The 23782-nt window shown below is 62.0% G+C and carries 21 protein-coding genes; 9 read left to right on the forward strand and 12 right to left on the reverse strand.

The features are described from left to right. Nucleotide 1 precedes the first annotated feature (1 nt). From livG to AHA_RS00565, 4 genes are all read right to left on the reverse strand, one after another. Nucleotides 2-775: a high-affinity branched-chain amino acid ABC transporter ATP-binding protein LivG gene (gene livG, locus AHA_RS00550; RefSeq protein WP_011704139.1), complete on the reverse strand. Its 774-nt coding sequence runs from the start codon at nt 773-775 to the stop codon at nt 2-4. Beyond that, nucleotides 772-2040 (reverse strand): high-affinity branched-chain amino acid ABC transporter permease LivM, encoded by a 1269-nt coding sequence (locus AHA_RS00555; RefSeq protein ID WP_044798805.1) that lies wholly within the window; start codon nt 2038-2040, stop codon nt 772-774. Before AHA_RS00555 ends, livG begins: the two co-directional genes overlap by 4 nt. Next, nucleotides 2040-2966, reverse strand: coding sequence for a high-affinity branched-chain amino acid ABC transporter permease LivH (gene livH / locus AHA_RS00560; RefSeq protein ID WP_011704141.1), 927 nt, complete (start codon nt 2964-2966; stop codon nt 2040-2042). The genes AHA_RS00555 and livH overlap by 1 nt, the downstream gene beginning before the upstream one ends. 64 nt (nt 2967-3030) lie before the next feature. Then, complete coding sequence (locus AHA_RS00565; RefSeq protein WP_016348967.1) at nt 3031-4152, reverse strand: branched-chain amino acid ABC transporter substrate-binding protein; 1122 nt, start codon at nt 4150-4152, stop codon at nt 3031-3033. Nucleotides 4153-4587: 435 nt separating this feature from the next. Here AHA_RS00565 and AHA_RS00570 point away from each other — a divergent pair, with 435 nt between their 5' ends. Further along, complete coding sequence (locus AHA_RS00570; protein WP_011704143.1) at nt 4588-5592, forward strand: substrate-binding domain-containing protein; 1005 nt, start codon at nt 4588-4590, stop codon at nt 5590-5592. Nucleotides 5593-5661: 69 nt separating this feature from the next. Here AHA_RS00570 and AHA_RS00575 read toward each other — a convergent pair whose 3' ends face one another. Both AHA_RS00575 and AHA_RS00580 read right to left on the reverse strand, forming a co-directional pair. Further along, entirely contained in the window at nt 5662-6981 is a 1320-nt protein-coding gene (locus AHA_RS00575; RefSeq protein WP_011704144.1) for a 6-phospho-alpha-glucosidase, read from the reverse strand. A gap of 2 nt (nt 6982-6983) precedes the next feature. Beyond that, the gene (locus AHA_RS00580) at nt 6984-8570 is read right to left on the reverse strand and encodes an alpha-glucoside-specific PTS transporter subunit IIBC (protein ID WP_011704145.1); all 1587 of its coding nucleotides are present in this window, start codon (nt 8568-8570) and stop codon (nt 6984-6986) included. Nucleotides 8571-8854: 284 nt separating this feature from the next. On the opposite strand from AHA_RS00580, the gene AHA_RS00585 reads away from it, so the two are divergent. Continuing rightward, entirely contained in the window at nt 8855-9562 is a 708-nt protein-coding gene (locus AHA_RS00585; protein ID WP_010635556.1) for a GntR family transcriptional regulator, read from the forward strand. A gap of 80 nt (nt 9563-9642) precedes the next feature. On the opposite strand, the gene norR is transcribed toward AHA_RS00585, so the two are convergent. Continuing rightward, nucleotides 9643-11169, reverse strand: coding sequence for a nitric oxide reductase transcriptional regulator NorR (gene norR, locus AHA_RS00590; protein WP_011704146.1), 1527 nt, complete (start codon nt 11167-11169; stop codon nt 9643-9645). A gap of 170 nt (nt 11170-11339) precedes the next feature. Here norR and norV point away from each other — a divergent pair, with 170 nt between their 5' ends. The 5 genes from norV to AHA_RS00615 all read left to right on the forward strand — a co-directional run bounded on the left by norV (nt 11340) and on the right by AHA_RS00615 (nt 17236). Continuing rightward, nucleotides 11340-12827 (forward strand): anaerobic nitric oxide reductase flavorubredoxin, encoded by a 1488-nt coding sequence (gene norV, locus AHA_RS00595; protein ID WP_011704147.1) that lies wholly within the window; start codon nt 11340-11342, stop codon nt 12825-12827. Continuing rightward, nucleotides 12824-13990 carry an NADH:flavorubredoxin reductase NorW gene (norW, locus tag AHA_RS00600; RefSeq protein ID WP_011704148.1) on the forward strand — a complete coding sequence of 389 codons (1167 nt, stop codon included), beginning with the start codon at nt 12824-12826 and terminating at the stop codon, nt 13988-13990. The genes norV and norW overlap by 4 nt, the downstream gene beginning before the upstream one ends. Before the next feature lie 51 nt (nt 13991-14041). After that, nucleotides 14042-14383 carry a DUF1971 domain-containing protein gene (locus tag AHA_RS00605; RefSeq protein ID WP_011704149.1) on the forward strand — a complete coding sequence of 114 codons (342 nt, stop codon included), beginning with the start codon at nt 14042-14044 and terminating at the stop codon, nt 14381-14383. A 121-nt stretch (nt 14384-14504) separates the two neighbouring features. Beyond that, nucleotides 14505-15722, forward strand: a complete 1218-nt coding sequence (locus AHA_RS00610; protein WP_011704150.1) for a 4Fe-4S binding protein — start codon at nt 14505-14507, stop codon at nt 15720-15722. A 287-nt stretch (nt 15723-16009) separates the two neighbouring features. Continuing rightward, nucleotides 16010-17236, forward strand: coding sequence for an aromatic amino acid transporter (locus tag AHA_RS00615; RefSeq protein ID WP_011704151.1), 1227 nt, complete (start codon nt 16010-16012; stop codon nt 17234-17236). A 90-nt stretch (nt 17237-17326) separates the two neighbouring features. Here the strand turns inward: AHA_RS00615 and AHA_RS00620 are convergent, their stop codons facing one another. Together AHA_RS00620 and AHA_RS00625 are read right to left on the reverse strand one after the other, a co-directional pair. Further along, nucleotides 17327-17806 (reverse strand): DM13 domain-containing protein, encoded by a 480-nt coding sequence (locus tag AHA_RS00620; RefSeq protein WP_011704152.1) that lies wholly within the window; start codon nt 17804-17806, stop codon nt 17327-17329. A 113-nt stretch (nt 17807-17919) separates the two neighbouring features. After that, nucleotides 17920-18324: a PPC domain-containing protein gene (locus tag AHA_RS00625; RefSeq protein ID WP_011704153.1), complete on the reverse strand. Its 405-nt coding sequence runs from the start codon at nt 18322-18324 to the stop codon at nt 17920-17922. 225 nt (nt 18325-18549) lie between these two features. On the opposite strand from AHA_RS00625, the gene AHA_RS00630 reads away from it, so the two are divergent. Further along, nucleotides 18550-19056 (forward strand): AAA family ATPase, encoded by a 507-nt coding sequence (locus AHA_RS00630; protein ID WP_011704154.1) that lies wholly within the window; start codon nt 18550-18552, stop codon nt 19054-19056. A 160-nt stretch (nt 19057-19216) separates the two neighbouring features. On the opposite strand, the gene AHA_RS00635 is transcribed toward AHA_RS00630, so the two are convergent. The 3 genes from AHA_RS00635 to glyQ all read right to left on the reverse strand — a co-directional run bounded on the left by AHA_RS00635 (nt 19217) and on the right by glyQ (nt 22924). Beyond that, nucleotides 19217-19777 carry a hypothetical protein gene (locus tag AHA_RS00635; RefSeq protein ID WP_139348869.1) on the reverse strand — a complete coding sequence of 187 codons (561 nt, stop codon included), beginning with the start codon at nt 19775-19777 and terminating at the stop codon, nt 19217-19219. A gap of 144 nt (nt 19778-19921) precedes the next feature. Further along, the gene (gene glyS, locus AHA_RS00640; RefSeq protein ID WP_011704155.1) at nt 19922-21991 is read right to left on the reverse strand and encodes a glycine--tRNA ligase subunit beta; all 2070 of its coding nucleotides are present in this window, start codon (nt 21989-21991) and stop codon (nt 19922-19924) included. A gap of 9 nt (nt 21992-22000) precedes the next feature. Beyond that, complete coding sequence (glyQ, locus tag AHA_RS00645; protein WP_005339464.1) at nt 22001-22924, reverse strand: glycine--tRNA ligase subunit alpha; 924 nt, start codon at nt 22922-22924, stop codon at nt 22001-22003. A 209-nt stretch (nt 22925-23133) separates the two neighbouring features. Between glyQ and AHA_RS00650 the strand changes: the two genes are divergently transcribed. Next, complete coding sequence (locus AHA_RS00650; RefSeq protein WP_011704156.1) at nt 23134-23715, forward strand: DNA-3-methyladenine glycosylase I; 582 nt, start codon at nt 23134-23136, stop codon at nt 23713-23715. The last annotated feature ends 67 nt before the right edge of the window (nt 23716-23782 follow it).

Genomic DNA, 23782 nt, shown 5'->3' on the forward strand with positions numbered 1-23782 from the left:
CTTACGACTCGCCCAGATAGGCCTTGATCACTGCCGGATTGCTGCGGATCTCGTCCGGCTTGCCGTGGGCCAGCGGGGTGCCCTGGTTGACCACGAAGATGCGGTTGGAGATCTCCATCACCAGCTTCATGTCGTGTTCGATCAGCAGCACCGAGACCCCGAACTCGTCCCGCAGGTTGGAGATGAGCTCGTTCAGCTCATCGGTCTCGTGGGGGTTGAGGCCGGCGGCCGGCTCGTCCAGCATCAGCAGCTCGGGCCGGGTCGCCATGCAGCGGGCAATCTCGAGCCGGCGCTGCTGGCCATAGGCCAGGTTGCCGGCGGCGCGGTTGGCGAGATCCTTGAGCCCCACCTTCTCCAGCCAGAAGGCGGACTGCTCCAGCCCCTCCCGCTCGGCGCGGCGAAAGGCCGGGGTCTTGAACAGCCCGGCCAGAAAGCCGGTGTTGAGGTGCCTGTGCTGGGCCACCAGCAGGTTTTCCACCGCTGTCATGTCCTTGAACAGTCGCACGTGCTGAAAGGTGCGCACTATCCCCTTGCGGGCGATGAGGTGGCCGGGCAGCCCCTGGATCTCCTCACCCTTGTAGCGGATGATGCCGCCGCTCGGGCGGTAGAAGCCGGTCAGGCAGTTGAAGACGGTGGTCTTGCCCGCCCCGTTGGGGCCTATGATGGAGATCACCTCCCCCTTGTCCACGTCCAGCTTGACGCCGTTGACGGCCAGCAACCCTCCGAAGCGCATCGACAGATCAGAGACTTCCATTAACTTCTGATTTGCACTCATTTTTTCAACTCCAGATGCGGACGGGTCATCGGCAGCAATCCCTGTGGCCGCCAGATCATCATGAACACCATCAAGAGGCCGAACATCAGCATGCGGTACTCGTTGAACTCGCGCGCCAGCTCAGGCAGCACCGTCATCACGATGGCGGCCAGCACCACCCCGATCTGGGAGCCCATGCCGCCCAGCACCACGATGGCGAGCACGATGGCCGACTCGATAAAGACGAAGGACTCCGGACTGATGAAGCCCTGGCGCGAGGCGAAGAAGCTGCCGGCGAAGCCTGCAAAACAGGCACCAATGGTGAAGGCGGTCAGCTTGATAATGGTGGGGTTGAGCCCCAGCGACTTGCAGGCGATCTCGTCTTCCCGCAATGCCTCCCAGGCGCGGCCGAGCGGCATGCGCAGCAGGCGGTTGATGACGAACAGGGTGGCGATCACCAGCACCAGCGCCATCAGGTAGAGGAAGATCACCTTGTGGTTGGCGTTGTAGGCGATGCCGAAGAACTCGTGGAAGGTCTCGAAGCCGCCATCCTTGACGGTGCGGTTGAACTCCAGACCGCCCAGGGTCGGCTTGGGAATGCCGGAGATGCCGTTGGGGCCGCCAGTCAGGCTGGTCATGTTGTTGAGCAGGATGCGGATGATCTCGCCAAAGCCCAGGGTGACGATGGCCAGATAATCCCCCCGCAGCCGCAACACCGGGAAGCCGAGCAAAAAGCCGAAGGTGGCGGCCGTCAGCCCGGCGATGGGCAGGCACTCCCAGAAGCTGAGCCCGAAGTAGGTGTTGAGCAGGGCATAGCTGTAGGCGCCGACCGCGTAGAAGCCGACATAGCCGAGATCCAGCAGGCCGGCGAGGCCGACCACCACGTTCAGGCCGAGACCCAGCATGATGTAGATGAGGGCCAGGGTGGCCAGATCGATGGCACCGCGCGAGGCCATGAAGGGCCAGCTCACTGCGAACAGCAGCACCAGCACGGCAGTGATGTTGTAGAGGCGTGGCGCCTCCTCCTGACTCGGCAGCACCAGCTTGGTGAAGCCGACCGAGAAGCCGCTGATGGAGGCCTGGAACAGCCGGCTTATCTGGCCGCGCAGCAGCTGGAACCAGAACACCAGGGTGGCGCCGCCCAGCAGCCAGGCCAGCGACACGTCGAGCCGGCTGGTCACCAGCAGGCGGGTGCCGTCGGTTTCGAGCTTGAAGCCGAGCAGCCAGAAGGAGAGCACCAGCAGCACCAGGCTGGCGATGCAGGCATGAACCAATTGACGTTTCATCATACCTTCTCGACCTCCGGGCGACCCAGAATGCCGGTGGGCATGAACAGCAGCACGCCGATCAGCAGGGCAAAGGCCATCACATCCTTGTACTCGGTGCTGAGGTAGCCGGCGGTGAGCGCCTCGACCACGCCGAGCAGCAGGCCGCCCAGCACGGCGCCGGGAATGCTGCCGATACCGCCCAGCACCGCCGCAGTGAAGGCTTTCAGCCCGGCCATGAAGCCGAGGTAGGGGTTGATGACGCCGTAATACATGCCGAGCAGCACGCCGGCGACGGCGGCCAGGGTGGCCCCCAGCACGAAGGTGATGGAGATGACCACGTGGGTGTCTATCCCCAGCAGGTTGGCCATCTTGATGTCTTCCGAACAGGCGCGGCAGGCGCGGCCCATGCGGGAGCGACCGATGAACTGGGTCAGTGCCAGCATGGTGATGAAGGTGACCACGAAGATGATGAGCTGCATCCAGGAGAGGCTGGCCTGGAAGCCGTCGGCTTCACCCAGGGTCCAGCCGCCGGAGATCAGGGTGGGCATGGCGATGTCGCGCGAGCCCTGGGCCATCCGCATCATGTTCTGCAGGAAGATCGACATGCCGATGGCGGAGATGAGGGGGATCAGCCGGTTGCCGCCCCGCAGTGGGCGGTAGGCGACCCGCTCTATGGTCCAGCCATAGGTGCCGGTGATGACGATGCTGACCAGGAAGGCGCCCCCCAGCAGCAAGAAGGTGCTGTCGATGCCCATCATCATGAGCCCCGCCATCACCATGAAAGCGACATAGGAGCCGATCATGTAGACCTCGCCGTGGGCGAAGTTGATCATGCCGATGATGCCATAGACCATGGTGTAGCCGATGGCGATCAACGCATAGGTGCTGCCTATGGTTAACCCGTTCAGCAACTGCTGAACCAGGTAAAGGAAGTGTTCGGACATACTGCGTTCCCTGTACTTGCCCGCAAAGAAAGGAGGGGTGACTCATGTCACCCCGACCGGCAGATTATTTGACTTGAGTGGAGGTACCGTCGGCGTGCCACTGGAACACACCGAATTCAAAGCCTTTCAGGTCGCCACTCGGAGCCCAGCTCAGGGTGCCCATGACGGTATCGATCGGTGCGGCCTTGATGGCGGCAGCAACGGCAGCCGGGTCATCCTCACCCGCCTTGGCGATACCGGCAGCCAGGGTTTGCACCGCGGCATAGGTGGTCCACACGAACGGACCGGAGGAGTCCTGGCCCTTGGCCTTGAACGCAGCCACCAGCGGGGCGTTGGCCGGCACCAGATCATATTTGTTCGGCAGGGTCACCAGCAGGCCTTCGGAGGCTGGGCCGCCGATGGCGGAGATGTCCTTGTTGCCGACCCCTTCCGGACCCATGAACTTGGCCTTGAGGCCCTTCTCGCCAGCCTGACGCAGGATCAGACCCAGCTCGGGGTGATAACCACCGTAGTAGACGAAGTCGACGTTCTCTTTTTGCAGCTTGGCGATCAGGGCAGAGAAGTCCTTGTCGCCGGCGGTGATGCCTTCAAACGCCACCACCTTGACGCCGGCCTTGTCCAGCGCCGCTTTCACGCTGGAGGCGATGCCTTCGCCGTACTGTTTCTTGTCGTGAATGACGGCCACGCGCTTGGGCTTGACCTGCTCGATGATGTACTTGGCGGCAGTCGGACCCTGGTCGCTGTCCAGGCCGATGGTACGCAGCACCAACTGATAGCCGCGCTCGGTGATCTTGGGGTTGGTGGAGGCCGGAGTGACCATCAGCACGCCTTCATCTTCATAGATGTCGGAAGCGGGCAGGGTGTTGTCGGAGCAAAGGTGGCCGACCACGAACTTGACGCCGTCGTTGATCACCTTGTTGGCGACCGCCACGGCCTGCTTGGGATCGCAGGCGTCGTCATAGATGACGGCTTCGATCTGCTTGCCCTTGATGCCACCGGCCTTGTTGATCTGCTCGACTGCCATCTTGCCGCCGGTGAACTGCATGTCGCCGTACTGGGCGACCGGGCCGGTGACCGGACCGGCGATGCCGATCTTGATTGTGTCCGCCGCGTGGACCAGTGATACCGATCCGAACAGGGCCATAGAAACCGCTGTCCTGACTGCCATTTTGCTCAACTTATTCATCGATTCGTCCCTTAATCAGTGGATTGTTTCATTTTCCGTGTGCCATTCCGAACCGTGATCCCGCCAGTCCGGCAATAGGTATGGTTCTATCATTCCTCGCTGGGCAATAACAAGCTGTTAAAGATACTAACCAGAGAGGGTGGAATAGTGCTTTTTTGAAACAAATAACCAATATTGAAATCTGATTTAGATATTGATGCTAAAGGTGTTGATTAACATCTTCTCAACAAGGTGTGCTTTCGATAAATGATAGATGAAAAAACTGACGATATTTTACCCTGACACTGCTCCCATTTTGACCAAAATCCGTTTGCGCAAATAGAAATGAGCGCCTAGATTAGCCAGCATTGACAATTCATTGGCAGTGCTCGTTAAAATCAAGCCTTTATTCGGGAAATCTGCTAATGTTCCGCCTTTGATCTTCAGGAGACAGAGATGGCCACTATCAAGGATGTCGCCTCCCGCGCAGGCGTATCCATCTCCACCGTCTCACATGTACTCAATCACACCCGTCGGGTCAGCGAAGACGCAACCCAAAAAGTGCTTGAGGCGGTGGCAGAACTCAACTACGCGCCCAACTCGGTAGCGCGCAGCCTCAAGATAAACTCGACCAAGACCATCGGCATGCTGGTGACCACCAGTGCCAACCCCTTCTTTGCGGAAGTGGTGCAAGGGGTGGAGGCGTACTGCTTCGAGCAGGGCTACAGCCTGATCCTCTGCAATACCGAGAACCAGCCGCCCCGTCAGCAGCACTACCTGCGCATGCTGATGGAGAAGCGGGTCGACGGTCTGCTGGTGTTGGGAACCGACATCGATACCCCGCTGCGCGACATGCTGCGCATCCATAAGAACGTGCCGCAAGTGGTGCTGGACTGGGGTACCGAGTGTGACTTTGCCAACGTCATCAACGACAACGCCCGCATCGGTGCGCGCCTGGCCGTGCGCCACCTGCTGGAGCAGGGTCACCGCGACATCGTCTGCATCACGGGTCAATTGGCCAAGCCGACCACCCAGCAGCGGCTGGACGGGGTGCGCGATGCCCTGGGCGAGCAGGGGCTGACCCTGAAAGACGAGCAGATCTTCGAAGGGGATTACGAGAGCCAGAGCGGATTCGATGCCATGCAGCGGATCCTGGCCCTCAAGCCGCGGCCGACCGCGGTGTTTGCCTTCGACGATCCCATGGCGATCGGCGCCATCTGCGCCGCCTGGGAAGCCGGGGTCAAGGTGCCGGACGATATCTCCATGATCGGTTATGACGACGTGGAGATGGCGCGCTTCTCCAGCCCGCCGCTGACCACCATTCGCCACCCCAAGGCCGAGCTCGGTCTGCTGGCGGTGCAGCAGCTGGTGAGCCGGATCCGCAACAAGGAGCTGGAAGTCGAATCGATGACGGTCCAGCCGGAGCTGATCGTCCGCCGCTCGGTCAAGTCCCTGCGCTGATCGCGCCACGGCATAGCCATCAACAAGAAAACCCCCTCGCCAGCGAGGGGGTTTTTGTTTGGCCCGCGTTTATTGCAAGGGCGGCCAGTACTCCTTGTTGGCGGCGATCAGGTCGTCCAGGATGGCTTTGGCTACCGAGGCGCTCGGCACCGTCTTGGAGAGGGTGATCGCCTGCCACAGCTTCTGATAGGAGCGCTCGATCCACGCCTCCACCACCAGCTTCTCGACGGCCACCTGCTGGCCCATCATGCCCTGCTGGAACAGCGGAATGTTGCCCACCTGCAGTGGCTCGGGGCCGCTGCTGCCCACCAGACAGGGGATCTCGACCATGGCCTCCGGGTCGAAGTTGGGGATGGCGCCCCGGTTCGGCACGATCAGCAGCATCCGCTCCTGGGTGTTGAAGGCGATGGCGGTGGCCAGATCCACTATGTAGGAGGCGTGCTCGTCGATCTCCAGCTCGCCGGCCGCGGCGTTGCCGGCCGCCACGATGGCGCGGCAGGCGCTGAACACGTGCTTCTCGCGGTGTTCCATCACCTCGTTGGCGCGGGTGTGCTCCGGATTGGAGTGGGCCACCACATAGTCGGGGTAGAGGTAGTACTTCAGATAGGTGTTGGGCAGGGTGTCCGGATCAAGAGCCCACACATCCTTGGCCTTGGCGAAGGTATCGTTCCAGCTGGCCTCGGCGTGGCCGGCCTGCTTGGGTACATAGCCGTGCTTGGCCACGTGGGCCTTGATGGCCGGCATCAGGTCGTTGCCCGCCAGATCCTCGATGCGGGTCCACCAGCCGAAGTGATTGAGACCGTAGTAGCGAACCCGCATCTCCTTGCGTGACGGCAGGCCGGCGATCTGGGCCATCTGTCCCTCGATGCCGATGGGCATGTCGCAGATGTTGAGGATCCTGGCGTGGGGGCGCAGGCGACGGGTCGCCTCGGCCACGATGGCGGCCGGGTTGGAGTAGTTCAGCATCCAGGCATCCGGCGAGTACTGCTCCATGTAGTCGACCAGCGCCAGCACGCCGCCGATGGAGCGCATGCCGTAGGCGATGCCGCCCGGGCCGCAGGTCTCCTGGCCGACCACGCCATGGCGCAGCGGGATCTTCTCGTCCAGCTCGCGCATGGGGTACTTGCCGACCCGGATGTGGGCCATCACGAAGTCCACCCCGCTGAAGGCTGCCTTGGGGTCGGTGCCATAGCTGAAGGCGATGTCAGGGGCCTGCTCCCGCAGCAGGACGCGGCAGGCTTCGGCGATCACCTCCTGGCGGGCGCCATCGTTGTCGTAGAACTTGATCTCCCGCAGCGGGAAGCGGTGCTGGTTCTCCAGCAGCATGAGAACGATGCCCGGGGTAAAGGTGCTGCCACCGCCGGCAATGACGACAGAGAATTTTTTCATGATCATGACTCCGTTACGAAAGAAGAGGAGGAGGGGTTGTTCATCAGGCTCTCCATGTTTTCCCTTAGCTGGGGCACATGCAGACCGATAATGATCTGGATGCTGTCACCGTGGCGGACCACGCCGTGGGCACCCAGTTGTTTGAAAGCATCATCTGGTGCCACCAGGCTCGCATCACGCAGCGATATGCGCAGCCGGGTAGCGCAGTTGTTCAGGCTGTTGATATTTTCCGCGCCACCGAGCGCCGCCAGAATATGGCCGGCAATATCATAGCCGCGCTGTTTTTTGGCGGCCTGATAATCGGCCTTGGAATACAGTTTTATTTCGCTTTCATCCCGCCCAGGGGTTTTCAAATTGAATTTCAGAATGAGCGTGCGGAATATCAGGAACCAGATCCCGGTAAAGGTCAGCCCGATGGCAATCTGGGTAAACATCATGCCGGCGTGATTGTGGAACATGGGGATCCAGTTCTGCGGCAGGAACTGGTCGAGCAGACCACCGCCCATGTTGCCGACGACCCCGAACAGGTACATAACGGTCGCCATGGTGGCCGCCAGCAGGGCATGGATGGCGAACAGCAGAGGCGAGATGAAGAGGAAGGTGAACTCGAGCGGCTCGGTGATCCCCACCAGCATGGCGGTCAGGGTGGCCGGGATCAGCAGGCCGGCCACCTTGGCCTTGTTCTCTTTGGCGGCGGTGGCGTAGATGGCGAGCGCAATTCCCATGGCCCCGAAGATCTTGGAGTTGCCGTGCAGGGCGAAGCCGCCCTGGGGGAACAGCTCGATCAGCGGCCGGGTGCTCTGGCTGAACTCCAGCATGTGCTGGGCCCAGTAGAGCTGGATACCGCCTTCCACCGCGGCCGGGCCGAAGATGAAGGGGCCGTAGATGAAGTGGTGCAGGCCGGTCGGGATCAGAATCCGCTCGAGGAAGGTGTAAACCCAGACGCCGAGCGGGCCGGAGACCAGCATGAACTCCTGCAGGGAGGCGATGCCCATCTGTACCTTGGGCCAGCCCTGCAGGGTCAGCCAGGCGCAGGGGATCATCACGAAGAAGGCGACGATGGTGACGAACGAACTGCCCTGGAAGATGCCGAGAAAGACCGGCAGCTGCCGATCGAACAACCGGTTGTGCAGGGCGGTGACGATGCCGGAGATGGCGATGGCGCCTATGATGCTGGTGTCCAGGGTCTTGATGCCGGCCACCATGGCCAGCCCGCTCTCGCCACCCACCGCCTGGTTGAAGTCGACCCCGAAATAGTCGCCCCAGGTCATCCCCATGGCATTGATGAAGTAGTTCCAGGTCATGAAGCTGACCAGCACGGAGAGGCAGGCGCGGGCCTGAGCCTTGTTTGCCAGACCGATCGGCAGGCCGATGGCAAATATCAGCGGCATATTTCGAAATACCGTCCAGCCACCCTCTTCAATAATATGAACTATTTGAAAAAACAGTCCCTGAGGATTGGCCAGCGTCTCTCCCACGAACATGGGATTTTTCAGCATGATTGCAATGCCTACCACCATACCTGCGAATGGAAACAGTAATACAGGCGTAAACATTGCCCCGCCAAAACGTTGAATTTGACTGAGCATATAGCGTCCCTTTTTATTAGAGAATTGTCTGACTGCTGTTGTCGTATTGCTGAATTGAACCTAACAACAAGCGATCAGGCCCTCATGAAATATGTGGTGGTTATGTGATCCGGCGCATGCACTTATTTAGACAAAGAGATCTAAATTTTGCGATATTGTTGTACGTCTTGTTTTTGTGACGTTTTTATCGGGTTATTTGAATTTAAAATTGTTTATTTTCAGCTGGTTGAAATAAAGGCGATCGAATTGGTCGCCACCCGGGCTGGGTAAAGAGAGGTCTAGCTGTGATCTACAAATCGGTGGCGGATCGGTTGCGTATCCGGGTCAACGGGGCGGATTGCCGGGTGGGGGATGTCCTGCCGAGCGAGAAAACCCTGGCGAGTCAGTTCGGGGTATCGCGGATGACGGTGCGCAAGGCGGTGGACATGCTGATCGAGTGGGGGCTGGTGGAGCGGCGCCATGGCAGCGGCACCTACGTGACCAAGAAGGACGTGCAGCACGAGACCAAGGGGCTGAGCGGTTTCACCGAGCTGATGCGTGAACAGGGCCGCAGCCTGACCAGCGAGGTGCTGGAGTTTCGCACCATGCCGGCCCCGCCCGCCATCGCCAGCCAGCTCAGGATCAAGGTGAACGAGCCGGTCTACTTTTCCAATCGGGTGCGCTCGGTGGACGGCCGGGCCCTGCTGGTGGAGGAGAGCTACATGCCGGTGCGGCTGTTTCGCACCCTCTCGGTGGCCCATCTGGAGGGATCCAAGTTCGCCTACATCGAGAACGAGTGCCAGCTCCCCATCGCCGGCAACTACGAGAGCTTCAGCGCCGTGCTGGCCGACCGGCGCATGGCCGAGCTGCTGCACATCGAGCAGGGGGCGCCCATCCTGCGGCTCACCTCGCTCTCATACGGTGAGAACGGCGAGTTTCTCAACTACTCCATCATGTTCCGCAATGCCAACGACTATCACGTCGACTACCACCTGCGCCGCGCCCGCGGCTAACCTACCCCCTCATCTTGCTATGTATGCCAACCCCCTCGCCAGCGAGGGGGTTTTTGTTTGATGGGCCCTGAATGGACGCCTCAGGCCTTGAGGCCGAGCCGCTTGGCGAGGCGGTGCAGGTTGCCGCTGTCGAGCTCCAGTGCGCGGGCGGTAGCGGCCCAGTTGCCGTTGTGGGCGGCCAGGGTCTGCTCGATCAGCGCAAGCTGGAAGGCGTCGGTGGCGGCCCGCAGGCCGAGGCCGCCGGGCAAGGGGGTCATTGGCGCCATGGCGGGGCTGGTGGAGGGGGGCAGGGGGCCGGCCGCCAGGTTGAAGTGATGGCTGGCGAGAGTCGGGGTCTGGCTGCCCTGTTCGGCCCGCGCCAGCACGGCGGCGCGGTGGATGGCGTGCTCGAGTTCCCGCACGTTGCCGGGCCAGTCGTGGCGCTCGAGCAGTTGCAGCGCCTGTGGCTGGATGCGCAGCTGCTCCAGCCCCAGGCTGAGCCGGCAGCGCTCGCAAAAATAACCGGCCAGCAGGGGAATGTCGCCGGGGCGCTCGCGCAGTGCCGGGGCGTGGATCGGAAACACGCTCAGCCGGTGGTAGAGGTCGGCCCGGAACTGCCCCTCGACCACCGCCTGCTTCAGATCCCGGTTGGTGGCCGCCAGGATGCGCACGTTCACCTTGAGCGGGGTGTCGTCACCGATCCGCTGCAGATCGCCGTATTGCAGCACTCGCAGCAGCTTGGCCTGCAGCGGCAGGGAGAGCTCGCCGATCTCATCGAGGAACAGGGTGCCCTGATCCGCCAGCTCGAACTTGCCCGCCCGGTTGTGGATGGCGCCGGTGAAGGCTCCCTTCACGTGGCCGAACAGCTCACTTTCGGCCACCGACTCCGGCAGGGCGGCGCAGTTGAGGTAGACCAGCGGGGCCTTGGCGCGCTGAGAGCCGCGATGCACCGCCTTGGCGATCAGCTCCTTGCCGACCCCGGTCTCCCCCAGGATCAGCACGTTCAGCTCCGAGTTCGCCACCACCTCGATCTCGTGGCGCAGCCGGGCCATGGCGGGGGACTGGCCGATCATCTCCGGCTGCTCAGGGCCGGGCCGTGTGCCGGGGACCAGCGGCTCGCTGCTCTGGCGGGCGAGCCGCTCCAGCAGCAGGGCGTTGTTGAGGGCGGCGGCGGCCAGGGCGCCTACCAGCCGCAGCTCCTCATCGCTGATGGCGTCGAACTGGGTCGGGTTCATGCCGTCTATGGTCAGCGCACCGATCAGCGCCTGATCCGAGAACAGCGGCAGACCGACGCAGGCGTGCACCTTGAAGTCGTCGTGATCCGGCAGCAGGCCGTCATAGGGGTCGGGCAGGCTGCTGTCGGCGGGGAAGCGCACCACGTCGCCGGCGCGGGCGATGGCCTCCATGCGCGGGTGATCCTTGAGGGCGAAGCGGCGCCCCAGCACGTCCTGCATCAGGCCGTCGATGGCCAGCGGGATGAACTGGCCCCCCTCGTAGCGCAGCAGGGCCGAGGCATCCGAGTTCAGCAGGCTGCGCACGCTCTGGATCAGGCGGTGGAAGCGGTCCTGATGGGAGATGCCGAGTTGCAGGTCGAGGGCGATGCGCGCCAGGCTGTCGGTCGAGATCACGATGATTGTCCAAATGACAGTGTGTTTGTGTTTTTGACTATAATTAGTGGTTGTCTAAATGACAATGAAAGATTTGAGTTGTCAATAAAAACAACATGTTATGAGTTGGCACATCCTCTGCAATAGCTGGTTCAGTCGAACATACACTATTGCATTCGAGGAACTGCCTGATGAGCATTCACGTCAAGAACAACATCCACTGGGTCGGCCAACGGGACTGGGAGGTACGCGACTTCCACGGTACCGAGTACAAGACCCACAAGGGCACCAGCTACAACAGCTATCTCATCCGCGAAGGGAAGAACGTGCTGATCGACACCGTCGATCACAAGTTCAGCCGCGAGTTCGTGCAGAACCTGGCGGCCGAGATCGATCTCGCCACCATCGACTATGTGGTGATCAACCACGCCGAAGAGGATCACGCCGGCGCCCTGACCGAGCTGATGGCCCGCATCCCAGGCACCCCCATCTACTGCACCCACAACGCCATCGACTCCATCACCGGCCATCATCACCACCCGGAGTGGAACTTCCACCCGGTCAAGACCGGTGACAGCCTGGACATCGGCAACGGCAAGCAGCTGGTATTCATCGAGACCCCCATGCTGCACTGGCCCGACAGCATGATGACCTATATGACCGAGGATGCGGTGCTGTTCTCCAACGACGCCTTCGGCCAGCACTACTGCGACGAGCACCTGTTCAACGACGAGGTGGATCAGACCGAGCTGATGGAGCAGTGCCAGCGTTACTACGCCAACATCCTCACCCCCTTCAGCCCGCTGGTGACCGCCAAGATCAAGGAGGTGCTGGGCTTCAACCTGCCGGTGAGCATGGTGGCTACCTCCCACGGCATCGTCTGGCGCGAGGACCCCACCCAGATCATCCTGAAATACCTGGAGTGGGCCGACCACTATCAGGAAGACCGCATCACCCTGTTCTACGACTCCATGTCCAACAACACCCGCATGATGGCCGACGCCATCGCCCAGGGCATCCACGAGGTGGACCCCGGCGTGGCGGTGAAGATCTACAACGTGGCCCGCCACGACAAGAACGAGATCCTGACTCAGGTGTTCCGCTCCAAGGGGATACTGGTGGGATCCTCCACCATGAACAACGTCATGATGCCTAAGGTGGCGGGCATGCTCGAAGAGATCACCGGCCTGCGTTTTCGCAACAAGCGCGCCTCGGCCTTCGGCAGCTACGGCTGGACCGGCGGTGCGGTGGACCGCATCCAGACCCGGCTGATGGATGCGGGCTTCGACATCAGCATCTCCCTCAAGGCCAAGTGGCGCCCGGATGGCTCGGCGCTGGCCGAGTGCCGCGAGCACGGCCGTCAGCTCGCCCGTCAGTGGGCACTGCATCCGCTGGACGCGCCCCGCCCGCTCGCCACCACTCAGGCGACGCCTGCCCCTGAGATGCCTGCGGCCGTGACTGCGGCGCCGAAAGCCACAGCGGCTGCCGCCGAATGGGACGACGACCAGGCCATGCTCTGCACCGTCTGCCAGTGGGTCTATGACCCGGCCCAGGGCGAGCCGGATCAGCTGGTGGCGCCGGGCACCCCCTGGGCCCAGGTACCGGACAGCTTCCTCTGCCCCGGCTGCGGTATCGGCAAGGAGGTATTCGAACCCTGCGCCGTGGAGGCCTGTGTATGAGCACAACAACGCAGAGTGACGCCGGCATCAGCCGGGAGATAGTGGTGATCGGCAGCGGCTTCGCCGCCCAGCAGCTGGTCAAGAGCCTGCGCAAGCTGGATGCCGAGCAGCCCATCCGTCTCATCACCGCCGACAGCGGTGACGAGTACAACAAGCCCGACTTGAGCCACGTGGTGAGCCGGGGCTGCGCCGCCGCAGCCATGACCCGCCAGAGCGGCAGCGACTTTGCCGAGCAGCAGCGCATCGCGCTGCTGCCCCACTGCCCGGTGCTTGGCATAGATCCCGTCCGGCGGTTGGTGCTGACCGAGCAGGGGGAATTCCCCTATGGCCAGCTGGTGCTGGCCACCGGTGCCAGTGCGGTACGCCCCGAGCTGCCGGGCAGCGAGCATCTGGTCACCCTCAACAGCCAGCAGGAGTATGCCGCCGTCGAGGGGGCAATCCAGCAGGCCCGCCGCATTCTGGTGCTGGGGGCCGGCCTCATCGGCTGCGAGCTGGCGATGGACATGGCGAGCGATGGCCGCGAGGTCACCCTGCTGGATCTGGCCGACAGCCCGCTCAGTGCCCTGCTGCCCGCCACCCTGACCCAGCCGCTGCAACAGGCGCTGCGCAGCCAGGGGGTCAGCCTGCAGTTCGGGACAGGTCTCGCCAGGATAGACGGCCAGCCGGGCGATGGCTGGCGGGTGACTCTGACCGATGGCCGCACCAGTGAGCAGGATCTGGTGATCGCCGCGATCGGCCTGCGGCCGAATCTGGCCCTGGCCCGCGGGGCCGGGCTGGCCGTGGAGCGCGGTATCCTGGTCGGCGATCGGCTGCAGACCAGCGACCCCCATATCTTCGCGCTGGGGGATTGCGTGCAGTGGCAGGGTCAGCTGCTCCCCTTCCTGCAACCAATCGTGCTGGGGGCCAATGCGCTGGCACGCACCCTGCTCGGCACGCCGACCCCGCTGGCCCTGCCGCCCATGCTGGTGAAGGTGAAGACGCCGCGCTACCCGCTGCAACTGGCGGGCCGCACCCAGGGTGAAGATCTCGCCTGGCAGTGCCGCTGGAACAGCCACGGCATGGTGGCCGAGGCGCGCGACCAAGCCGGCGAGCTGTGCGGTTTCGTGGTGGGGGGCGATCAGATGAGCGCCGCCTTCCCGCTGCTGCGTCAGCTGCCCCGTTAACCCCTTTCATTGCACCGGCCGGGTCGACCCGGCCATCTGAGGAGAACCGATATGGCCATGCAACTGATTCCGTCTCACTGGGTAGTGCGCCGCTCCACCCCCTTCTTCACCCGCCAGAACGTGCCCCAGGCCCTGCTCACCCACCACAACACCGCGGCCGGGGTGTTCGGCCAGCTCTGCGTGATGGAGGGGACCGTCACCTATCACGGCTTTGCCGACGAACAGGCCGAGGAACCCGAGATAAGCCTGGTGATCCGGGCCGGGGAGTTTGCCACCAGCCCGCCCCAGTACTGGCACAGGGTCGAGCTGTCGGAGGATGCCCGCTTCAACATCCACTTCTGGGCCGAGCAGGCCGAATCCGACCAGCCGCTGTTCAACAGCCGCAAGGCATAAGGTGCAACCATGGGGAGGGGCATTGGGCGCAAATGTCCCCCTCTGCCCATGCAGATCAAAATAATCAATTCAGATGTCCGTTATCCTTGCCGCCAGTGGTGGATGAGGCAGTGAGGGAAACATGAGCGTGATCGAAGCCGTGACCATGGCCGCCGGCCTGGCCTATCTGGTGCTGCTGGCGTGGCAGGCGCGATCGGGCTGGCAGTGGCGTCTTGCCCTCGGCCTGCTGCTCATGCTCTGGCTGCTGGCGGCGGACAGCCTGCTCTGGCTCGGCGTCGGGCTGGTGGCCGCCGTGCTTGTCTTCTGGCACCAGCGGCGGCCGCTGCCCGCCCTCGAGGCGCTCGACAGCCAGTGGTTGCGGACGCGCACGCGCCAGCTGCTGTTGCTCTGCTGGGGGCTGGTGACGCTGCAGTACGGCCTGCATGTCTGGCAGCTGGGGCAGGGGATGAGCCCCTGGTTGGTGCGCCCTGACGTGGTGGACGGCTTCCTGCCCATCGCCGGCGGACTCGGGCTGCGGGCCTGGCTCGGACAGGGGCTGGTGGATCCGCACCATCCGGCGGCCACCGTGACTGTGCTGGTGCTCTCGCTGTCGGCCCTGCTGCTGGGGCGGGTGTTCTGCGCCTGGTTCTGCCCGCTCGGGCTGGTGGGTGAGTGGCTGCATGGCCTGCGCAGCCGATGGATAACGGGGGAGTGGACGCCGCCGCGCTGGCTCGATGTCGTGTTGCGTGGCCAGAAGTTTCTGGTGCTCGCCTTTCTGCTGTTTATCGTGCTGATCGCGGTGCCAGGCGCCGCCCTGCCCGGCTACTTCACCAGCCCCTACCATCAGGCGGCGGACATGAAGATGGGGGCCTTCTTCTTCAACCTGACCCTGATCTCGGCTCTGTGCCTTGGCTGGGTGCTGCTGCTCACCGCCACCTTCCGGCAAGGGTTCTGCCGCTACCTCTGTCCCTATGGTGCCTGGCTGGCCCTGCTCGGCCTGCTGACCCCGCTGCGCATTCGCCGTGACCCGGCCCGCTGCCTGCGAAGTGCGGGCCACGACTGCGACAAGTGCAGCCGGGCCTGCCCGTCGCGCATCCAGGTGCACCAGCTCATCGCGGTGCGCAGTCTCGAGTGCACCAGCTGCCTGAGCTGCGTGGCCGCCTGCCCCAAGCGGGCCGATGCGCTGCACTTGGGCACGCAGGGGCGCCGGCTCGCTCCCCGCCAGCTGCTGGGGTTGCTCTGCCTGTTGCTGCTGGTGCTGCCGCTGCTCGCTTACGGCCTGCTGGGGATCTGGGTCAGCCTGACGCCACTGGCGGATCGCGCCCAGCTGCTGCAACTGCTGCCGCAACTGACCCATTGAGTAGTGAAGAGCCAGTTGCAGGCTGTCTGCGAAGGGCCCATTGGGCAGCCTGAACATGCACCCGCATTTGATACCTGAGGGGTAGCAGGGTAAAGTCCCTTCCCCGACAGGCGGCCCTGCTGCCGTGTCGAGCCGGCAGCCCGCCTTGAGCGCACCTTGCTTCCCTTGCGAAGCAGCCAGTGCCGGGCGCCGGCACCTAGATGAGCGCGATCTACCATGACAACCGGCGTAGCACATGCAACGGTCCGCGGTCGCGATCAGATCCACAATCGTCTTTGGAGAAGTAAATGGGACAGAAACCATCGTTGGTGGGCGGGGCATGCATCATTGCCGGCGTCTGTGTAGGGGCCGGCATGCTGGGCTTGCCGAGTGCGGGGGCGGGCGCCTGGACCATCTGGTCGGTGCTGGCCATCACCCTGACCATGATCGTGATGACGCTCTCTGGCTGGATGCTGCTGGAGTCCTATCAGGGCTATCCGCTGCGCGTGTCGTTCGATACCGTTACCCGCGAACTGCTGGGGGAGAAGCTCAACGCCCTCAACAACCTCACCGTCTATTTCGTCGGCGGCATCCTGCTCTACGCCTACATCACCTCGGCCGGCCTCATCATCGACGGCATGACCGGCATCGGCAGCCAGTGGGGCTCAGTCCTGTTTACCCTGGGCTTCTCCGGTCTGGTGTGGCACTCCACCCGGGCGGTGGATCGCATCTCCGTGGTGCTGGTCATCGCCATGGGGCTGAGCTTCGTGTTCGGCATCTCTGGGTTGTCGCTCAACATCAAACCGACCCTGCTGTTCGACACCCTGAGCGAGCACGCCAGCTATGCCCCCTATGCGCTGGCCATGCTGCCGGTGGCGCTCACCTCGTTCGGTTATCACCACTCGGTGTCGTCCATGCGCGCCTACTACGGTGAGGAGCGCCGCGCCCGTTACGCCATCCTCGGCGGCACCGCCATCGCGCTGCTGTTCTACCTCATCTGGCTGGTGAGCGTGTTCGGCAACCTGCCGCGCAGTGAGTTCGGCCCTGTGGTAGCGCAGGGTGGCAACGTCGACGTGCTGCTCAAGGCGCTGGCCTCGGTGATCGAATCCGAGGCGGTCGCCAGCGCCCTCAACCTCTTCTCCATGGCTGCCATCCTCTCCTCCTTCATCGGGGTAGGGCTGGGGGTGTTCGACTATCTGGCGGATCTGTTCAAGTTCGACAACGGCCGTGGCGGCCGTGCCAAGTCGTGGGCAGCCACCTTCCTGCCGCCGTTGCTGCTCTCCCTGCTGTTCCCGTTCGGCTTCCTGATGGCCATCGGCTACGCGGGCGCCGTGGCCACCCTGTGGACCTGCATCATCCCGGCCCTGCTGGCCTGGAAGGTGCGCGCCGGCAAGGGCAAGCAAGGGGACAAACAGGGTGGCTTCCGGGCGCCGGGCGGCATGCCGATGATCGCCGGCGTCTTCCTGTTCGGGGTGCTGACTGCGGCATTCCACCTGCTCAACATGGCAGGTCTGCTGCCCGTCTACACCGGCTGACACCCCCGGTCTGCCTCGGCAGACTGCGACAAAAAACGGCGCCTGATGGCGCCGTTTTTTATGATGCAGCACTGGCGATCACCTGTGGCGTTACTGCCGGTAGCGGGCGGCGGTGATGAACTGGCCGAAGGTCTCGCACCAGATGATCACGCTGTCGTAGTCGGCCGGGTTCACATCGGCAGGGAGGGGGACGATGAAGTTGTCGAAGGTCTTCACCGGCCCGATTTTCACCATCTTCTCCTTCAGGCGGGCAAAGTCGGCCTCGGTCTCGACGAAGACAGGCGACAAGTAGAGCTGGTAGTCGGGCCCCGGCGCCAGCTTGCCCATCAGGCTGATGGCATCGGGCCCAATGCTGACCTGCCCTTCGCCCCAGTGCAGCCGGTCGCTGTCTTGCAGATCCCGGCGAAAGGTGCCGTGAAAGCTGGCCTGAGCCTGCCGGGCGGCAACCTGCTCGTTGGCGGGGGCGGGTGGGGCGATCAGGATCGGCAGGGTATAGATGCCGGCCGCAAAGCCGGCTGCGCCCACCAGCAGATGGCTGGCCAGCAGCAGGGCCAGGGTTTTGAGTTGCATGGCTGTCTCGGTCGTTGATTAATTGATGGCACCACCCTACCAGCAGGTTGCCGTCATGCCCACCCCGGGATGGGGGCATGACGGTGGTTGCACGGGCATCGTGTGGGTGGGGTTTACTGGATGCTGACCGCCAGGGTGTGGGGCACCTGCTCGCCGCGACGGGCGGAGGCACGCATCTGATAGACCTGGATCAGGTACTTGCCGGAGGCGGGCAGGGCGCCTTGCCACTGACCATCGCCATCGTTGCGACCGATCGCCTCGGCCTGACCGGGCTGGGCGCCGGGGGCGAAGACATTGAAGTTGGCGTTGCTGCTGCCGCCGATCTTGACCGTCATGGTCTGGCCCGCCTTGGCCACCAGGGTGTAATGAATGGTGTCATAGCCGGTGAAGCTGCCCTTGAGCTGGGCGCTGTGGGCCCCCTTGGCAAACTGCACCGGAACCGTGGTGATCTTGTCGGCGGCCTGCGCACCGGCGACCATGGTGATGGCCAGCAGGGCGGCCTGGATTGCTCGTTTCATCATTGCACCTCGTGAAGGGGCCCTGTCACCCTGGCAGAGCCGCCTCGACAAGATATGCCCAAATCGGCGGGTTGCCTATCCGGCTCAGAGATATCGTCCCGGCCGAGTTGGCATGAACAGGTGAGATGGCGGGGATATCCAGCGCAGCCTTGAACAAGGCGCTGTGGGCGCGATGACAATCCGATACCCTATGGCTCGGCTCTTCTTTCATCACGGGAATGGAACATGCTGATCATCTTCAGTGGTTTGCCGGGGAGCGGAAAAAGCACCATAGCACGGGCCCTGGCCCAGCGGTTGGGCGCCGTCTATCTGCGCATCGATACCATAGAGCAGGCCATTCGTGATGCTGAACGGACGGCTGAAGAGATGGGGCCTGCCGGTTATTTCGTCGCCTATGGGCTGGCCAGAGAAAACTTGAAACTCGGCTCGACCGTCATCACGGATTCCGTTAACCCCATCCAGCTCACCCGGGATGCTTACCACGACATCGCCCGCTCGGTCGGGGTGCCCTGTCTCGATGTCGAGGTGGTCTGCTCCAACTCTAAGTTGCACCGCGAGCGGGTAGAGAACCGGACGGTGGATATCGAGGGGCTGGCATTGCCGGATTGGCAGGCGGTGATCGACCGCGACTATCAACCCTGGAACAGTGAGCGTCTGGTACTGGATAGCGCCACCCTGTCGGTCACCCAGAGTGTGGAAAAGATTGTCGCTGCGTTGGGAAAGCCGTTGTAGGTTCGATTAGCGCAGCCTAATCGGACGAACGAGGTGCATTTATCTCGGTTATTGTCGTGGGTCAGGGGCAATCAGCCAGAGGGGAAAATTCTGCTGGCCGTGGTTGCGGGAGAATCCGTTTGCGCGAACGTTAGATTACGCCAGATGGCTAATTTAATTTTCAGGTTGCCTTGTTAATAAAATGCATGAAGCATGCCTTGGGATCGTATTGGTCATCATTTCTAATATCAGGGATTTGGTAGTATTTATTTAGCGCATTAATTTGATTTAATGCTTGTAATCCAATGCGAGAAAAATGTTCTCTTCTATATTTATGATATTCAAAATAATCCGGCGGATAGCTTTCCTCACCAACTAGTTTTAGGTTTTCAAGAATATCCCTAAGGCGTTTTGGAATCGATATTATTTCAAACATAAGCCCAGAGGGTAGTGATGTATATTCGCCTATAGGTAACGTTATGCTTGGATATTTTACGGTTGTACCCCATAGACCTCGCTCATCTTGCTGCATGGAGTCATTAATAGAGTTGAAGCACTCACCAACGAAGTCATCTAAAACAATCACTAAGTTGATAGCGAGAAACTCCGCTTCTTTTGTTTTTTTATTTTTTTCAGCGCGTGACTCTTTAAACCATGTAAAAAGAGATAAAAATATCTGAGCGCTAATGGTAACGATGCCACCTAGAACTACCTTCCCTATGTCTGATTGAAAGAAATCCATTTACTCCACCCTGTCAAATAAATATATGGTTTGTTGTGTGGTGCATTGTCACAAGAATGGCTATTCCCCATCAGGGAATATGACAATTCAATTAAAAAAACGGCGCCTTTCGGCGCCGTTTTTGATCTAGCCAACAAACCTCAATCATTGCAGCAGGGAGATATCCGCCACTTGCAGGAACAGGTTGCGCAGGTTGTTCAGCAGCGCCAGACGGTTGGCCTTGAGGGCTTCGTCATCGGCCATCACCATCACTTCGTTGAAGAAGGTATCGACCGGCTCGCGCAGGGCGGCCAGACGGGTGAGGGCTGCCTGATAGTCACCGGCGGCGAACAGCGGGGCCAGTTCGGCTTGCAGTTCGGCAACCTGGGTGGCCAGCGCCTTCTCGGCGGCATCGACCAGCAGTTCCGGTTTGACGGCAGTCGGCAACTCGCCTTCGACCTTGGCCAGAATATTGCTCACGCGCTTGTTGGCGGCAGCCAGAGCCAGTGCGGCATCCAGAGAGCGGAAGTGGCTGACGGCCTTGACGCGACGATCGAAGTCGAGCGGACGGGTCGGGCGGCGGGCCAGTACGGCCAGCACCACGTCGGCACCGATGCCTTCATCCTGATAGGCGGCGCGAAAGCGCCCCAGCATGAAGTCGACCACGTCGGTAACGACGGTCTTGTTGGTCAGCTTGTCGCCGTAGACGCGTACCGCTTCTTCAACCAGTTCAACCAGATCCAGATCCAGTTGCTTCTCGGTCATGATGCGCAGGGCACCGATGGCGGCGCGACGCAGGGCAAACGGGTCCTTGTCACCCTTCGGCAGCATGCCGATGCCGAAGATACCGGCCAGGGTGTCGAACTTGTCGGCCAGCGCGACGGCGCATGCAACCAGACCGGACGGCAGGGCATCGCCGGCAAAGCGCGGCATGTACTGCTCGTTGAGGGCCACGGCCACTGCTTCATCTTCGCCATCGTGACGGGCGTAGTGCATCCCCATGACACCCTGGGTGTCGGTGAACTCGCCGACCATGTTGGTCATCAGGTCACACTTGGAGAGCAGACCGGCACGCTTGGCCTGAGCCACATCGGCACCGATACGCTCGGCGATAAAGCCGGCGACGGTCTCGATGCGCTCGACCTTGGCCTTGACGGTGCCCAGCTGTTGCTGGAACAGCACGGTTTCCAGGCGCGGCAGGCGGGAGGCCAGAGTCTGCTTGAGGTCGGTCTTGAAGAAGAACTCGGCGTCAGAGAGACGGGGGCGAACCACCTTCTCGTTGCCGCTGATGATCTGGCTCGGGTCTTTGGACTCTATGTTGGTGACGAAGATGAACTTCGGCAGCAGCTTGCCGTTCTTGTCGTAGACCGGGAAGTACTTCTGGTCACCCTTCATGGTGTGCACCAGCGCTTCAGCCGGCACGGCCAGGAACTTCTCTTCGAAGTTGGCGGTCAGCACCACCGGCCACTCGACCAGTGCGGTCACTTCTTCCAGCAGGGCGTCGTCCAGATCGGCCACGCCACCGAAGGCGGCGGCGGCCGCTTCGGCGTCAGCCTTGATCTTGACCTTGCGCGCCATGAAGTCGGCAATCACCATGCCGCGCTCCTGCAGGATCTGCGGGTACTGGCTGGCGTTGTCGATGGTGAACTCGCTCTCGCCCATGAAGCGGTGGCCGCGAAGGGTGCGGGCAGAGTCGATACCCAGAATGTGGGCGGGCACCAGCTCCCCATCCAGCAGCAGAGTCACGGTGAAGACCGGACGCACGAACTGGATGGTCTTGTCGCCCCAGCGCATCATCTTCGGGATCGGCAGTTTGGCCAGTGCCTGGCTAACCAGCTCGCCCAGCAGATCTTTGGCCGGACGGCCTTCGACCTTGGCGGTGTGAACCAGCCACTCACCCTTGTCGGTGACCAGACGCTCGGCCTGCTCAACGGTGATGCCGTTGCCACGGGCCCAGCCTTCGGCAGCCTTGGTCGGCTTGCCTTCAGCATCGAACGCCTGAGCTACGGCCGGGCCGCGCTTCTCGACGCTCTTGCTCGGCTGTTCGCCGGCCAGTTCGCTCACTTTCAGCGCCAGACGGCGCGGGGAGGCAAACCACTCGACGTCGCCGAAGGCCAGATCGGCCTTGGTCAGTTCGCTCTTGAGGTTGTCGGCAAAGGCTTCGGCCAGGGAGCGCAGGGCTTTGGGCGGCAGCTCAGCAGTACCGATCTCTACCAGAAATGTATGTTGTGCCATGTCCGTTCCTTAACCTTGCTTGTTCTCACTGCGCTGACACATCGGGAAGCCCAGCGCTTCGCGGGAGGCGTAGTATGCCTCTGCCACGGCCTTGGTCAGGGTGCGAATGCGCAGGATGTAGCGCTGACGCTCGGTGACCGAGATGGCCTTGCGGGCATCCAGCAGGTTGAAGGAGTGAGCGGCTTTGAGGATGCGCTCGTAGGCAGGCAGCGGCAGCGGTTTTTCCAGTGCCAGCAGATTCTGGGCTTCCTTCTCGTACTGCTCGAAGCAGTGGAACAGGAACTCCACGTCGGCGTGTTCGAAGTTGTAGGTGGATTGCTCCACTTCGTTTTGGTGGAACACGTCGCCGTAGGTGGTCTTGCCCAGCGGGCCGTCAGACCAGACCAGATCGTAGACGCTGTCCACGCCCTGGATGTACATGGCCAGACGCTCGAGACCGTAGGTGATCTCGCCGGTGACCGGCTTGCACTCGAGGCCGCCAACTTGCTGGAAGTAGGTGAACTGGGTCACTTCCATGCCGTTCAGCCACACTTCCCAGCCCAGACCCCAGGCACCCAGCGTCGGGTTTTCCCAGTTGTCTTCCACGAAGCGGATGTCGTGGATCTCGGGATCCATGCCCAGCTCTTTCAGGGAGCCCAGATAGAGTTCCTGAATGTTGTCGGGGGAAGGCTTGATGATCACCTGGAACTGGTAGTAGTGCTGCAGGCGGTTCGGGTTTTCACCGTAGCGGCCGTCAGTCGGACGGCGGGACGGTTGCACGTAGGCGCAGGCGATGGGCTCGGGGCCCAGGGCGCGCAGGCAGGTCATGGGGTGAGAAGTACCGGCACCCACTTCCATATCCAGCGGCTGAATGATGGTACAGCCCTGGCGGGACCAATAGTCCTGCAGCTGCAGGATCAGGCCCTGAAAGGTTTTGACATCGAATTTTTGCATAATTTTTTTCGCGCGAAATGAAATCAGAGCAAGATTTGCTGAATGTGAACCGAAGGAGTATACCGTCTGGCATGGTCGGATAATAGGCGAAATTACAGCGGATTAATGTGATGGCGCTGCGCCGGGTCTGGGCGAGAGGGGTTGTCGGCACTCCTACGCCCAGGTTGGCATCGACCCCGGGGATTGGATGAAATGACAGGAGAGAGGGAATGGAGTTGCGTTGCGCCTGGGTGACCAAAGACCCGGAATACATCGAATACCATGACAAACAGTGGGGCAGGCCGGTCCATGACTCGCGCGAGCTGTTTGCCAAGCTTTGCCTCGACGGCCAGCAGGCGGGGCTGTCGTGGATCACCATCTTGAAGCGCACCGAGAGCTACCATCGCGCCTATGCCGACTTCGATCCGGTGCGCATCGCGCAGTTCGACGAGCAGGATGTGGAGCGGCTGATGCAAGACACCGGCATCATCCGCAACCGGCTCAAGGTGCAGTCGATCATCAAAAATGCCCGCGCCTATCTGGCGCTGGGGGCTGAAGGCGTCGACTTTGTCGATTATCTGTGGGGCTTCGTGGGCGGCGCCCCCATCGTCAACCAGCGCCAGGGCAACGGCGACATTCCGGCGACCTCAGCGGAGTCGGATGCCATGTCCAAGGCACTCAAGAAACGCGGCTTCACCTTTGTCGGCAGCACCATCTGCTACGCCTTCATGCAGGCGGTGGGGATGGTGAACGATCATCTGGTGACCTGCCCCTGCCACGCCGAGTGCCAACAGGGCCCTGCGCGCCAATAAACCGGGTGCAAGGTCAAAGAGAAGGGAGGCTGATGCCTCCCTTTTGCATATCGGCATGGCGTCAGCC

The sequence above is a fragment of the Aeromonas hydrophila subsp. hydrophila ATCC 7966 genome (assembly GCF_000014805.1).
Lineage (GTDB): Bacteria > Pseudomonadota > Gammaproteobacteria > Enterobacterales > Aeromonadaceae > Aeromonas > Aeromonas hydrophila.